Below are 15,382 nucleotides of genomic sequence, written 5' to 3' on the forward strand. Positions count from 1 at the left end.
CCGGCCAGCAAAAATGTTAGGTCCAATAAACAAACGAATAAGTAGTGCACATGAACAATGACTACACCCCCAGAGCATAGTAGCCTCACTCAGCGCTTGAACTCAGGAGTCTTTGCATGTCCGTCCGTCGTACCAAAATCGTCGCCACCCTTGGCCCGGCCAGTAACTCGCCGGAAGTTCTCGAACAGCTGATCCTGGCTGGCGTGAACGTCGCCCGCCTGAACTTTTCCCACGGCACGCCCGACGAGCACAAGGCTCGCGCGAAGCTGGTGCGGGACATCGCCGCCAAGCACGGCCGCTTCGTCGCCCTGCTGGGTGACCTGCAAGGTCCGAAAATCCGTATCGCCAAATTCGCCAACAAGAAGATTGAGCTGAAGATCGGTGATCAGTTCACCTTCTCCACCAGCCATCCGTTGACCGAAGGCAACCAGCAAGTGGTCGGCATCGACTACCCGGACCTGGTCAAGGATTGCGGCGTGGGCGACGAGCTGCTGCTCGACGACGGCCGTGTGGTGATGCGCGTCGAAACCGCCACCGCCACCGAACTCAACTGCGTCGTGACCATTGGCGGCCCGCTGTCGGACCACAAGGGCATCAACCGTCGCGGCGGTGGTCTGACCGCCCCGGCCCTGACCGAAAAAGACAAGGCCGACATCAAGCTCGCCGCAGAAATGGAAGTCGACTACCTCGCCGTGTCCTTCCCGCGTGACGCTGCCGACATGGAATACGCCCGTCAACTGCGCGACGAGGCCGGCGGTACCGCCTGGCTGGTGGCCAAGATCGAACGCGCCGAAGCGGTGGCCGACGACGAAACCCTCGACGGCCTGATCAAGGCTTCCGACGCGGTGATGGTGGCCCGTGGTGACCTGGGCGTGGAAATCGGCGACGCCGAGCTGGTTGGCATCCAGAAGAAAATCATTCTGCATGCACGCCGCCACAACAAGGCCGTGATCGTCGCGACCCAGATGATGGAGTCGATGATCCAGAACCCGATGCCGACCCGTGCCGAAGTGTCCGACGTCGCCAACGCCGTGCTCGACTACACCGACGCCGTGATGCTCTCGGCCGAAAGTGCTGCAGGCTCGTATCCGCTGGAAGCCGTGCAGGCGATGGCGCGCATCTGCGTCGGCGCTGAAAAGCACCCGACCGGCAAGACCTCCAGCCACCGCATCGGCAAAGAGTTCTCGCGCTGTGACGAAAGCATCGCACTGGCCACCATGTACACTGCCAACCACTTCCCGGGCGTGAAGGCGATCATCGCGTTGACCGAAAGCGGTTACACCCCGCTGATCATGTCGCGTATCCGTTCGTCGGTGCCGATCTACGCGTTCACCCCGCATCGCGAAGCCCAGGCGCGCGCCGCGATGTTCCGTGGTGTCTACACCATTCCATTCGACCCGGCTTCGCTGGCGCCAAACGAAGTGAGCCAGAAGGCGATCGACGAGCTGGTCAAGCGTGGCGTAGTGGAAAAAGGCGACTGGGTCATCCTGACCAAGGGCGACAGCTACCACACCACCGGCGGCACCAACGGCATGAAGATCCTGCACGTGGGTGACCCGCAGGTCTGAGTGATCGTTGCCTGAGAAAAACCTGTCGCTCATAACGACAGGTTTTTTTATGTCCAAAAAACCTAAACACCTGTCATTTATGACAGTAGCCAACGACATTCAGGCGTCCTTCTAATGGACCGTGCCGCACCGGCCAGTCATGAAGGAATATCCGTGAGCTCAATTCAGGGCACCGTTGCACTCGACCTGACCTTCGCCACTGGCGGTATCCGGTTCGTCAATGTTCCCGGTGGCTCGCAGGTCTCGGCCGCTGCGATGACCCTCGATACACAGGGCAGAATCTATCTGGCGGGCTGCTACCCCGCGCCCGGCAGGCAATTCTGGCTCGCCAGGTTCGGTGCCGACGGGGAGCCGGACACGGGCTTCGGTCACAAGGGGATGGTCATCGATACGTTCGCCCCGGCCCAGGAGTCGGTCGCCACCGCCGTGACCCTGACCCGCGCCGGTGACATTCTGGTCACCGGCGTGACTCGCCACGGCAAGGGTCTGGCTCTGTATGACACCACGGGCCAGCCGAAAGCGGGTTTCGGGGCAGACGCAAAGGTCGTTCTCGGACCTCCGGACACGGCCGGCAACAGCATCGACTTCGCCTGTGCCCTGGCCTCCCTGGGTTCGAACACCACCAGCAGCCTGGAGCTGGCTGATGGCCGCTTGCTGGTGATCGCCAATTATCTGGCCGCGCATTCCAGCGGCATGATCTACCGCCTCAACGCCGACGGGAGCCTGGACACGACCCTGGGCGGCAAGGGCTATCTCTTCGTCCGCCATCCCATCCACCAGGGTGCTTCCACGCTGATCGAGCAACTACTGGTGCAGCCGGACGGCAAGTGGCTCGGGCTGGGGACGCTGACCCGGCCCTCGGGGAAGGAGTCGATGTTTTTTCGTCTCCACGGCGATGGCAGCGCGGACCACACCTTCGGCAGTGCCGGGTTTGTGTTGGTCAAGCGGCCGATGCCCGCCCATACGCAACTGCTGCAACACACGGATGGGCGGATTGTCGGTGTCGGTTCGGACTACATCGGCGCTTTCGTCGGCCTGCTGCTGGGCCATGAAGCGAACGGTATGGCCGATACAGGGTTCAACAACGGCACCCCGCTGCAACCGCGCCTCAATGAAGAGCCGACGATGTTCAATGCCGCCCGGCTGGATGCCCAGGGCCGGATCGTGGTGGCCGGCGCCATCATCAAACCCGCTACCGGCATGGGGACGCTGAGCGTGGCGCGTTATCTCGAGACCGGCGAACTGGACCTGTCCTTCAACCATCAGGGCTGGCTGCAACTGCAGATTGGCGCAGATGAAAACCTGGCCCAGACTCTCCTGGTGCAACCGGACGGCAATCTGCTGGTGGCCGGCTCGAGTGCGGACGGCGGGTTTGTGCTGCGCCTGACGGGAAGCCCGGAGGCCGCGCTGTAATCCGGCGTGCAAGCCTGCTCCGGGCGGCGCTCCGACGATGGGGCCAGTAACCGTCGATCAAGACTCAACGCCGATTGATAAACCCCGACAACGCCGCCAGTGCTTCCGGCGAGCGCAATCGCTGGATGAACAACGCGCCCTCCTCTTCTATCGCCTTGCGCAACGACTCGCGATCCGGCCCCTTCATCAGTTGTTTGCTGATGCGCACGGCTTCCAGCGGCAGGGAGTCGAAACGCAGTGCCATCTCCCGCGCCTTGGCCAGCGCCTCTTCGCCACTGCCCAGCGCTTCGGAAGCAATGCCCCAGGCGGCGGCCTGCTCACCGTTGAAGCCTTCGCCGAGCAGCAACAATTCGGCGGCCCTGGCGTGCCCGAGCAGGCGCGGCAGGATCAGGCTGGAGCCGAATTCCGGACACAAACCGAGGTTGACGAACGGCATGCGCAATCGTGCATCGCGGCTGACGTACACCAGGTCGCAATGCAGCAACAGTGTCGTGCCGATGCCCACGGCGGCCCCGGCCACACCAGCCACCACCGGCTTGCGACAATCGAGCAGGGCCAGCATGAAGCGGAACACCGGGCTGTCGAGGGCACTCGGGGGTTGTTCGAGGAAGTCGGCAATGTCGTTGCCGGCGGTGAAGCACTCACTGGAGCCGGTGATCAGCACCGCGTTGATGTTCGGGTCGGCGTCCGCCTGTCGCAGCGCGTCGCCCAACTGGCTGTACATGGCGCGGGTCAGGGCGTTTTTCTTGTCGAGGCGGTTCAGGCGCAGGGTCAGCAGGCCGCGTTCGTGTTCGATCTGGATGGCATCGGTCATGGAAGGTCTCGCGTCTGAGTAGTCAGCGCTCAACCGCGGGGCAGGAAGACGTCGGCCAGCAGTTGGTTGCGCGGCAGTCCCGCCAGGTAAAGGCGCCGGGCGAAGGCGTCGACGCTGTCGGGAGAACCGCAGAGTAAGGCCTGGGTTTGCCGGGAAACAAGGCGCAGTTGCGCCAAAGCCGCCGGCAACTCGGTCGCTGTCCATAACTCGACGTGCAGGTTCGAGCGGCTGGCGGCCATGGCCTGCAGGGGTTTGGCCAGGTAGTGCGCCTCGGCGTCATGGGCCAGGTGAATGACCCGGATGTCGCCTTGGTGATCCTGGCGCAGGGCTTCGCGCAAGACCCCGAACAACGGGCCGAGACCGGTCCCGACCGCCAGCAGCCAGAGCGGTCGCGCGTGCCATTCCGGGTCGTAGTGCAAAGCCCCGCCACGCAACTCGCCCAGGCGCATCGCGTCGCCGATGTGCAGCCGGCGTGCGGCGTCACTGAATTCGCCAGGTTGGCGACAATCGAGGTGAAATTCCAGGAAGCGGTCTTCTTCGGGCAGGCTGGCCAACGAATACGGGCGCGCCACCTGGCCGGCCCACAACACCAGGTGCTGGCCGGCGCTGTAGCGCAACGGGCGCTGCGGGGTCAGGCGCAGGCGCAACACGTCGCGACTCAACCAGTCGACGGCGCCCACCTCGGCCGGGCGGCCGTCCTTGAGCGGATCGAAGGCGTGCACCTGCAAGTCCTCGACCACCTGACACTGACACGCCAGGCGCCAGCCCTGCTGACGCTGTTCAACGCTCAGGGCATCGGGCCGGCTGTCCTCCGGCAGCCCCTGGGTGCATTGCACCAGACACGCATGGCAACTGCCGGCGCGGCAACTGTAAGGAACGGGCACGCCGTTTCGATTCAGGGCATCGAGCAGGTTGGTGCCCGGTGCCACCGTCCATTGCCGATCGCCGGCCCGCAACTCAGGCATCGACGTGCTCCCAGGCGGCCGCACAACGATTGCGACCGTCGCGCTTGGCACGGTACAGCGCCTGATCGGCCCGGTGCAGGGCGTCGTCCAGATCGTCACCCGGCAGCAACAGGGTCATGCCGCCCGAGAGGCTGAGGTTACCCACTGTCAGGCCGATGAGCTGGACGTCGGTAAAGGCGATTCGCAGTCGCTCGCAACAGGCGGTCAGGCGTTCCGCGCTGCAATCCGGCAGCAGCAGCACGAACTCTTCACCGCCATAGCGCGCCAGCACATCGCCGTCGCGCAGGCAGGCGCTGGCCACGCCGGCAAAGGCTTGCAGCACCTGGTCGCCGGCCGCGTGGCCATGCATGTCGTTGATCCGCTTGAAATGGTCGAGGTCGATCAGCGCCAGACCGTGGACCACGTCCGGCTCCATGCTGTCGAGCTCACGGGTGGCCAGCCGCAGGAAATGCCGGCGATTGAACAGCCCGGTCAGTTCGTCGGTGGCCACCAGGTCTTCGAGCTGACGCATCATGCCGCGCAGGGTGTCCTGATGCGCCTGCAAGGCGAATCGGCGCTGGCGCATCCGCTGGCGCGAGGCCTGGACGTGACGGGCATACAACTCGAGCCAGACCAGCACGATGAACAGCACGCACACCTGCAACACCGCCAACGCCGGGTCGGCCAACGGGAAGTGGTAAGCCTCCCACAGCGTGATCGCGCTGAAACTGAAAAACACCAGCAGCGCACACCGTACGAAGGCCTGGCGCGACAGGTGAAACAAGCCGAACAGCAGGATCAGCACATAGAACACCAGGAAGACGCCACGGGCTTCCTCCAGATGGGCGATCAGCCAGGATTGCCAGCCCAGCCCGATCAATATCTGCACTTCGGTCAGGCTGGGATCGGCGAAGCGCAGGTTCCAGCCACTGTAGAACAGGGCGAACAAGGCCGCCTGGCAGATGACCACCAGGGCACTGCCGACCGCGACGTTCGCCAGGGAATGAGGATAATGCCCGGTAAAGAACGCCAGCCACAGCAGCATCAAGGCCAGGGCATAGGTGCCGGCTGCGAGGGCAAAACGTTTGAGCAACAGGCGCTGGATGGCGTTATGGGTCAATCGTTGACTCACCGTGCGATAAGGGGCTGATTGAGTGTCCTACTCTACAGGCCGGATGCCACTTTAGTGGCGAGCCGGATAAATGACCATTCAATTTTCAGGCAGATACCGCTCCCACCCCGGCGAAACCTCGCCCCATGCGACCAATGATTAGCCCCCCGGACGTGTACCCACCTGCGAGGCGCGGTATACTGCCGCGCCTTTTTAGCGTCGCGCCAGCAGCCCCGGCGTGCCTTGAAAGGTGCTGACAGTCGACCGATGCACCCAAACTGCCAGCACCTTATTGAATGTTCCCGTCTTTTAGAGGAGCGCGACTCATGACCGTGATCAAGCAAGACGACCTGATTCAGAGCGTTGCCGACGCCCTGCAGTTCATTTCCTATTACCACCCCGTGGATTTCATCCAGGCGATGCACGAGGCCTACCTGCGCGAAGAATCGCCGGCGGCCCGTGATTCGATGGCGCAAATCCTGATCAACTCGCGCATGTGCGCCACCGGCCACCGCCCGATCTGCCAGGACACCGGCATCGTCACCGTGTTTGTCCGCGTCGGCATGGACGTGCGTTGGGATGGCGCCACCATGGGCCTGGACGACATGATCAACGAAGGCGTGCGTCGCGCCTACAACCTGCCGGAAAACGTCCTGCGTGCCTCGATCCTCGCCGACCCGGCAGGCGCTCGCAAGAACACCAAGGACAACACCCCTGCCGTGATCCATTACTCCATCGTCCCGGGTAACACCGTGGAAGTGGATGTGGCGGCCAAGGGCGGCGGTTCCGAGAACAAGTCGAAAATGGCCATGCTCAACCCGTCCGACTCGATCGTCGACTGGGTTCTGAAGACCGTTCCGACCATGGGTGCCGGCTGGTGCCCTCCGGGCATGCTCGGCATCGGCATTGGCGGCACCGCCGAGAAAGCGGCGGTGATGGCCAAGGAAGTGTTGATGGAATCCATCGACATTCACGAGCTGAAGGCCCGTGGTCCACAGAACCGCATCGAAGAAATGCGCCTGGAACTGTTCGAGAAGGTCAACCAGCTGGGCATCGGCGCCCAGGGCCTGGGCGGCCTGACCACCGTGCTCGACGTGAAGATCATGGACTACCCGACCCACGCCGCTTCGTTGCCGGTGTGCATGATCCCGAACTGCGCGGCCACCCGTCACGCCCACTTCGTGCTCGACGGCTCCGGCCCGGCTTCGCTGGAAGCGCCACCGCTGGACGCCTACCCGGAAATCGTCTGGGAAGCCGGCCCGTCGGCCCGTCGCGTCAACCTCGACACCCTGACCCCGGAAGACGTGCAGAGCTGGAAGCCGGGTGAAACCATCCTGCTCAACGGCAAGATGCTCACCGGTCGCGACGCGGCGCACAAGCGCATGGTCGAGATGCTGAACAAGGGTGAAAGCCTGCCGGTGGACCTCAAGGGTCGCTTCATCTATTACGTCGGCCCGGTCGATCCGGTGCGTGAAGAAGTGGTAGGCCCGGCCGGTCCGACCACCGCGACGCGGATGGACAAGTTCACCCGTCAGATCCTCGAGCAGACCGGCCTGCTGGGCATGATCGGCAAATCCGAGCGCGGCCCGACCGCGATCGACGCGATCAAGGACCACAAGGCCGTCTACCTGATGGCGGTGGGCGGCGCGGCTTACCTGGTGGCGCAAGCGATCAAGAAATCCCACGTGGTGGCCTTCGCCGAACTGGGCATGGAAGCGATCTACGAGTTCGAGGTCAAGGACATGCCGGTCACCGTTGCGGTCGACAGCAAGGGCGAATCGGTGCACATCACCGGTCCTGCCATCTGGCAGAAAAAGATCAGCGAAAACCTGGCGGTGGAAGTGCAGTAAGTTGCCCTGAAGCCCTCTGAAAACCGCCCCGCCGGCAACGACGGGGCGGTTTTTTTTCGCCCAGGGAAAGGCACTGTTTTATCGCTCGCACCATCGACCTGTCAGATGTGACAGGTCACAGCCAGCGCCTCCCCTGATAAGTTGAAGGCTCGCATGTGTCCTTGTCAGGTGGAAACAGAAATGGCCACAGAAGAGCAAAAAGGCACGATCAACATCACCGCCCCGACCCAGCCAAAAATTGGCGGTGCCATTGCCAGTTTTGGCGGCTGGGGACCGGTGGGCACGACCGGCTCGGCGTCGCTCACCCTCCCACTGCCGATTTCCACCGCACCCAACCGTGATCGAGTACCGGCGTTGTCACTGGGCTACAGCAGCCATGTGGGCAACAGCCTCTTTGGCATGGGCTGGCACCTGACCGTCAATGCCATCACGCTGCGCACCAGCAAGGGTGTGCCGGTGTACGAAGCCAACAAGGATCTGATCATCGGCCCCGATGGCGAAACCTGGATGCCGGAGCTGGACACCCAGGGCGAGATCATCACCCGCCCCGACAAGATCGGCACCACGGCTTACCAGGTGCTCGTCTACCACCCGAGAGTCGAGGGCGGTTTCGCCAAAATCGAACGCTGGGTCAACGACGACGACGTCGCCGGGTTCTGGAAGATCCAGAGCGCCGATGGCAACACCCATGTCTACGGCAAGACGCTGGACTCGCGTCGGGCCGAGCCCAGGGACGAAAGTCAGCCGCAGAAGCCGGAACGGGTCGGGGTCTGGCTGCTGGACGAGACGGTCGACCCGCGCGGCCAGCACATCGTTTACGAGTACAAGGCCGACACGGGGGGGCCCGACGCCCACCAGGGCCGTGACTATCGCGCCCAGCGCTATGTGCACCGGGTGCTCTATGGCAATGCACAAGCGCAACCCGACCTGTATTGCTTGCAGGACGGCGGTTGGGACGGCGTGCAGTTCCTCTTTCACCTGCTGTTCGATTACGGCGAACGTGCGCACGACCTGACCCGGACACCGGTCTACGGCCCGCCCTACCTTGAGGATGGCGATCAGTATGGCGAGTGGCTGGAACGCAGCGATCCGTTCTGGAACTACGACTACGGGTTTGAGCTGGGCACCCGCCGCCTCTGCCGCCAGGTCTTGATGTTTCATCACTTCCCTGTCGAGTTGGGCAGTGCCCCGGTCCTGGTGCAACGGCTGTTCCTGCAACACCACCAGACGGCCCTCGGCTACAGCCAACTGACCGCCGCCCACCTCCAGGCTTACGACAGCCTGGGTCAGGTTGAAAGCCGGCCACCCATGGAATTCAACTACGCGCCCTTCGATCTCGACGAGCGTCATGCGCCAGGCTGGCAGGCATTCCCGCAAATGCCGGGCCTCAACGACGGCCAGCGTTATCAAATGGCGGATTTGTACGGCAAGGGCATGCCGGGAATTCTGTGCCGCTACGACAAGGCCTGGTATTACCGCGAACCCCTGCGGGCGGACAGCCTGGGCGATGACGTGCGCTACGGCGACTTGAAAGCGTTGCCGTACATCCCGGTGGCCGACAGCAGCAAGGCGATCCGCCAGACGCTCAGCGACCTCAACGGTGACGGCAAACTGGAATGGGGCCTGCACGCGCCCATGATCAATGGCTGCTTCACCCTGAACCCCGACCGCGAATGGACGACGTTCATCCCCTATAAAGCCTTCCCGCTGGAGTACTTTCATCCCCAGGCGCAAATGGCCGACCTGGTCGGTGACGGTCGTACGCACGTGGCCCTGATCGGCAGCAACAGCGTGCGCCTGTACACCAACCTGGGGGACGACAACGGTTTCACCGCCGGCAGCAACGTGCCCCACGACGAAGACGATGTCTTGCCCGTGCCGAGCTATTCGGAAACTGAAGTCGTGGGTTTCAGCGATGTACTGGGCAGCGGCAAGCAGCACTTGTTCCGCCTGCGCCACGACAGCCTGGAATGTTGGCCCAACCTCGGTCACGGGCGTTTCGGCAAGCGCATCGTGCTCGACTCACCGACCTTCGCCTACGCCCAATTCCATGCCGGTCGGGTCCTGCTGGCGGACCTGGACGGCTCAGGCGCCACCGACCTGATCTACCTGGAACCGGACGGCATGCGCGTGTTCATGAACCGTTGCGGTCAGGGCTTCGCCGCCGAATCCGTCGACGTGCCCTGGCCCGAGGGCGTGCGCTACGACCGCCTGTGCCAGGTCACTGCTACGGATCTGCTGGGGCTGGGCTGTACCAGTGTGATCCTGACCAAGCCGCACATGACTGCACAACACTGGCGCTATGACTTCGTGCACGCCAAGCCCTACCTGGTCAATCGCAGCAATAACAATATGGGGGCACTGAGCCTCATCGACTATCGCAGCTCCGCGCAGGAATTTCTCGACGAAGAATACCAGCAACACTTGATCGACAAGGACCGGGTGGTGGCGTCGGGCGTGCCGTTCGCCATGCACCTGGTCAAACGCCAGACCCAGGTCGATGAAATCACCGGCAATCAACTGACCCAGCTGTTCAGCTATCGCCAAGGTTACTACGACCCCCATGAGCGCGAATTCCGAGGCTTCGGCCTGTTGCTTCAGACCGATACCGAAGCCACCGAGGCGCAACGGGCGAGCGAAGGCTTTACCGCGCCGATCCTGCACAAGACGTGGTTTCACATTGGCAAGTTCGTCGATCAGCCAAGGGATGGCTACTACGCCGACGACACCGAAGCGCAGGCCCTGCGGGCGACCCGACTGGAACGCTTTCACCTGCGCGACCGGGCCGCCGAATCGTTCGAACCGGATGAGCCCACCGCTCGCGAGATTGCCCGTGCACTGAGCGGTTCGGTACTGCGCACCGAAGTGTTTGCAGCGGATGATCCGCAGGTGCCCTATTCAGTGGCTGAACATCGCTATCAGGTGCGCCTGTTGCGCGCCAAGGGCGAGCACTACCCTTACAGCGTGCTGCAACCCATGGCCCTGGAGTCGATCAGCTACCACTACGAACCCGAACTGCCGGACGACCCGCGCTGCGAACACACGCTGAACCTGAAGTGGGATGAGTTCGGCGATGTGCTCCACGCCTTCGTCGTTTATTACCCTCGTCGCAAGACCGACGCAACACCGCCATTCGACGACGAGCATGAAAACCGCTACTGGACGGACGCCCACGACCCGGCCCAGCAATGCTGGTACCTGACCGAGGCCAAGGCGCAATTCATCCACGTCTATGACGAAGCCACCTGGAAACCAGGCATGCCCTACCGACTGGGTTTGCCCTACCGGGAACGCACCAATGCGCTGGTGCTGGATAAACCGGCGCTGAGCAGCGAGGGCATCTGCCACGAAAATCTGCTGCAGTGGAGCGAAGAGGGCGGCGAGTGGGCCAGCCAGGCGGTGCTGGCTGGCATGTCCATGCAGTTCTACCTCGAACCAGGCACCAACCAGTTGCTGCCCAAGGGCGTGGCCACCGTGCAGGCGCTGCCCGGCTACGTCGAGATTGCCGAACTGGATGCCCATGCGCTGAGCGCCTATGACAAGCTCAAGGATGAAGACGGCAACATGCCGTTCAACCTGAAGGAGAAGCTCGAATCCCGGGAGGTGGGTTATCACATCATGGAGCCCTTCCTTCCGGAAGTTGAGCAACCGGTCCCGGATGATCCGGACGAGGCGAAAAACTACCTGTGGTCAATCCATCGAGGGTTCCCGCATTACCTGGGCGCGCCGTGGTTCTACAACGTGGACCACTTCCAGCAGACCAAAAGCCACGGCATCACCAACGTCGCGTACGACCGGCATATGTGTGTCCACGTTGCGATTGAATTGCCGGACGGCTGCGTCACGCAAATCGTTGACCTCGATTACCGCACCTTTCTCCCCCAAGCCATCCTGGACCCCAACCAGAATACCCAGGAAGCGCGGTACAACGCGTTCGGCGAACCGCTGGTGACCAGCTTTTACGGCACGGAAATGGGCGAGGAGGTCGGCTTCCATTCACTGGACGACTATGAGCGACCCGAGGACCGCAGCCCGACACACGCCATCGAAACGCCCAGGCTCGCCATCGGCAATTACGCCATGGCCATGTTCAGCGATGCCTTCAGCTGGATGGGCCGTGTTCCGGCCACTCAATCTCCTCAGGGCGAATGGTTCGACTGGGCGCTGGCGGCAGGTTTCGTGTTACCCGACGGACACCTGTGCGATCGTGCTCGCCAGCACTTGTCGCAGGTGACGGCCCCGGACGCACACGAACAACTGCTGCAGCAATACGTCGACGACGCCCACCGCGAACCGGTGCACGTCGCGACGTTGCAGGCCGATCGTTATCCAGGAGACCCGGAGTTGCAGATCCGCATCGCCCTCCTCCATCAGGACGGCTTCAGCCGTGTGTTGCAGGCCAAACAGGAAGTCGAACCCGGCAAGGCGTGGGTGGTGGCAGATGACGGCACGCTGAAACTCAAGGACGGAGTACCGGAAGAAGCCGAAGCCGTCCGGCGCTGGCGGGTCAGCGAACCGGTCGAATACAACAACAAGGGCGAGAAAGTGCGGATCTACCGGCCCTACTTCGCCGACAGCTTTCGGCGCATCCAGGACCAGTCGCTGCGCGAATTCCAGTATCACGACAAGCAGTTCTATGACGCCGCCGGGCGGCCGACCCACACCGTCCTGGCGAAAAAAATGGCCCAGGGGCCCGACGCCGAACTCAAGCCGCTGCGTCGAGAGCAGCAATATCGCACCTGGTACACCATTGCCTTCGATGAAAACGATCTGTTCGATCCACCGCCCGAGAAAAAACGCCGCAACCCATGGACACTGCACTGAACATGGACATTAACGCCCATACGCCCCAGTTGTCGGTCATCGATGGCCGGAGCTTGCCCGTTCGCGAGGTCGTGTACTGCAGAAGTGAGGTCAACCAGCTCGCCCCCGAAACGCGGGTCACTTCCCGGCACTTTGACACGATGGGACGCGTGGTGGCCCAGCGTGATCCGCGATTGCAGGCGCCTGCGTCTCGCCCGAACGTACGCAGCATCTACAGCTTGCCGCGCCAGGCATTGCTCACGGACAGTGTCGATGCGGGGTGGCGGGTCGAACTGTTGGACGAGTCGGGGCGGATATCGGAGCAGTGGGACGGTCGAGGCAGCCATTGGCACAACGAGTACGACCCGCAAGGCCGCTTGATCGCGATCCATGAACAGATGCAGGGCGAGCAACGGCGAACCATTGAACGCCTCATCTACGCCGACAATGCAGTCGAATTCGCCGAACGCAATCAGTGCTCGAAACTGATACGCCACGACGACCGAGCCGGTGTGGTCTTTTATCAGAACAAGGCGCTCAATGGAGGGCTGATACGGCAACTGCGGCGATTACTACCGGACACCTCGGACGTGCGCAGCGATTGGCCCCTTGTCGAAGCGCAACGCGACGCCCTGCTGCAGCCCGGCGCCGGATACACCAGCGAAAACCGTTTTGGCCCGTTGCCTGAAGTGCTTGAGCAACTCGATGCCGCGGGTCATCGACAACGGTTCGGCGTTGACCGCGCCGGTCAATTGCAAAGCATTGATCTCACTCTGAAGGCTGGAGAGAGACAACCGATCATGAAAGCGGCGCACTATGACGCCGAAGGTCACTTGCTGACTCAGGTCACCGGCAACGACGTCACCCACCGCGCCGCCTTCGAGGCTTCAACCGGTCGATTGATCCATTTGACCACGACGAATTCGCAGGGCTGCCGCCAGCAGGATCTGGAGTACGAGTACGATCAGGTCGGCAATGTGATCCGGTGCGTTGACCACACCCAGTCAGTCACCTACTTCGCCAACCAGCGGGTGGACGCCGACAGCACATTTACCTACGACAGCCTCTACCAACTTGTTCGCGCCACCGGCCGTGAAACCATGGATGCCGGACAGCATCCGGGGCTGCCGGAGCTGATCGTCCCCGCCCCCATCGATCCTTCCCGCTTGCTCAACTACACGGAGCATTACCAATACGATGCGGGCGGCAACCGGATCGGCCTGCGGCATGTCAGCGACAAAAACCCGTTCAGCCAACGACTGCGCGTCGATGCGCACAGCAACCGCGCCTTGCCCTGGAGCGAAGATGGCGACGAACCGGACTTTTCTCGCGAGTTCGACGCCAACGGCAACCTGCAACACCAGGCTCCGGGTGCGCGGTCTCTGGTTTGGGATGCACGGAACCAGCTGCACAGCGTTACCACCGTTCGCCGGCCCGCCGCCAGCGATGACAGTGAAGGCTACCGCTACAACGCGGCCGGCCAGCGGGTAGTCAAGTTCAGCAGCCAACAGGCACATGCCCTCGCCCACCAGCGCGTCGTCCATTACTTGCCTGGGCTGGAGGTGCGAACCACCGATGACGATGAAGAGCTGCACATCATCTGCATCACCCTGGCGCGGGGCAGTGTTCGGTGCCTGCATTGGCTGAAGGGTCAACCGGCGGATGTCGAGGCCGATACAGTGCGTTACAGCGTTGCGGATCTCCTGGGGTCCTGCAGCCTGGAACTGGATCGGCAGGGTGACGTCCTCACCCACGAAGGTTACTACCCCTACGGTGGCACGGCGTGGTGGGCGGCCCGTTCCCGAGTCGATGGCAATGACAAGACCGTGCGATTCTCCGGCAAGGAACGGGATATCTGCGGCCTTTACTACTTTGGGGCCCGCTATTACGCGCCGTGGTTGGGGAGATGGATTTGCCCAGACCCAGCCGGTGCAATCGACGGCCTGAACCTGTACAGGTTTTGTGGCAACAATCCCGTTAGCCGGATCGATCTCGACGGCCGCACGGGTGGACCTATCAGCGAAGACCGCATCTGGGGACCTGCCGACGACCGTTTTGTGGACCATGTCATAGCGGTCGGGGACGCCTTGAGGGAAGCGCTAGGGCTGCCGCCGTTGGCCGATTCTGACACCCTGGAAAGCGAAGAGGAGCCGATGGACGAAGCGGATTCGCCCGTCTCTTCACAGGCTGATGGTTCCGACTCGATGGACGAGGACAGCCCTGGTTCGACCGGCAGTTCCGCCTCGCCAGCCAGCCCTGCCATTGCGTCTCCATCGCCGGCAACTGAAGACCAGATCGAGGTCGTCGGGATGCTGAACGCTCAACCCGTCCGACTGAACTACACCCTGAGCAGCGCGAACCTGATTCAACGGTTCAACTTCGGTGCGAAAGTCTATCGGGCCGACCGCCGTCCACCACAAGAAGTGCTGGCAACAGGGTTTGCCGAATCCGATGACTTCACAGCGATCAGGGCCATGATCAACACGCGCATTCTGATTGTCGCCGAAACGCTTGAAGGAGCGCTGTACTTCGCAGCCCAGGGCATCCATGACGATGAGTATGATTTTTACGAGATCGATGCAACCGATGTCCAGGGCGCCTCTCTGACGGAAAATTACCTGCTGAACAATGAGCGACTCCTTGAACACATCGGCGCTGCCCCTGGAGCAAGTCCGTCCTCGCAAACCGAACTGGCGATCAACATGCATGAGGCGCACTTGAGCTTCAATGATCTGACAAGGCTGAACCGCAGCATCGTTTCATTGGGAAAACTGCCCCATGAGGTCGCTCGCGTACGTCGCGAGGATCTCGCACGACGAACGACCTGATACACGGGCAAGAATCGGGGCAATGACAGCGCCAGACGCCGCGCGTGCTAT

General features: G+C 62.5%; 8 protein-coding genes. 5 read left to right on the forward strand and 3 right to left on the reverse strand.

Annotation, left to right across the window (positions count from 1 at the left end; translation table 11 throughout):
• Positions 1–116: 116 nt before the first annotated feature.
• Entirely contained in the window at positions 117–1,568 is a 1,452-nt protein-coding gene (gene pyk / locus QIW53_RS05555; RefSeq protein ID WP_371048638.1) for a pyruvate kinase, read from the forward strand.
• Between the two features lie 153 nt (positions 1,569–1,721).
• On the forward strand, positions 1,722–2,981 hold the full coding sequence (locus QIW53_RS05560) for a hypothetical protein (RefSeq protein ID WP_371048639.1): 1,260 nt from the start codon (positions 1,722–1,724) through the stop codon (positions 2,979–2,981).
• Between the two features lie 64 nt (positions 2,982–3,045).
• On the opposite strand, the gene QIW53_RS05565 is transcribed toward QIW53_RS05560, so the two are convergent.
• The 3 genes from QIW53_RS05565 to QIW53_RS05575 are packed head-to-tail and all read right to left on the reverse strand — an operon-like array spanning position 3,046 to position 5,859.
• Positions 3,046–3,795, reverse strand: a complete 750-nt coding sequence (locus tag QIW53_RS05565; protein ID WP_371048640.1) for an enoyl-CoA hydratase-related protein — start codon at positions 3,793–3,795, stop codon at positions 3,046–3,048.
• A gap of 29 nt (positions 3,796–3,824) precedes the next feature.
• Entirely contained in the window at positions 3,825–4,760 is a 936-nt protein-coding gene (locus QIW53_RS05570) for an iron-sulfur-binding ferredoxin reductase (protein ID WP_371048641.1), read from the reverse strand.
• Positions 4,753–5,859 carry a GGDEF domain-containing protein gene (locus QIW53_RS05575; RefSeq protein WP_371048642.1) on the reverse strand — a complete coding sequence of 369 codons (1,107 nt, stop codon included), beginning with the start codon at positions 5,857–5,859 and terminating at the stop codon, positions 4,753–4,755. Before QIW53_RS05575 ends, QIW53_RS05570 begins: the two co-directional genes overlap by 8 nt.
• Positions 5,860–6,176: 317 nt before the next feature.
• Here QIW53_RS05575 and QIW53_RS05580 point away from each other — a divergent pair, with 317 nt between their 5' ends.
• From QIW53_RS05580 to QIW53_RS05590, 3 genes are all read left to right on the forward strand, one after another.
• Positions 6,177–7,700, forward strand: a complete 1,524-nt coding sequence (locus tag QIW53_RS05580; RefSeq protein WP_192305464.1) for a fumarate hydratase — start codon at positions 6,177–6,179, stop codon at positions 7,698–7,700.
• A gap of 180 nt (positions 7,701–7,880) precedes the next feature.
• Positions 7,881–12,524 carry a SpvB/TcaC N-terminal domain-containing protein gene (locus QIW53_RS05585; RefSeq protein WP_371048643.1) on the forward strand — a complete coding sequence of 1,548 codons (4,644 nt, stop codon included), beginning with the start codon at positions 7,881–7,883 and terminating at the stop codon, positions 12,522–12,524.
• Complete coding sequence (locus QIW53_RS05590; RefSeq protein ID WP_371048644.1) at positions 12,509–15,331, forward strand: RHS repeat-associated core domain-containing protein; 2,823 nt, start codon at positions 12,509–12,511, stop codon at positions 15,329–15,331. Before QIW53_RS05585 ends, QIW53_RS05590 begins: the two co-directional genes overlap by 16 nt.
• Positions 15,332–15,382: the final 51 nt, after the last annotated feature.

It is taken from the genome of Pseudomonas fluorescens, from assembly GCF_041354075.1.
Taxonomy (GTDB): Bacteria; Pseudomonadota; Gammaproteobacteria; order Pseudomonadales; family Pseudomonadaceae; genus Aquipseudomonas; species Aquipseudomonas fluorescens_CE.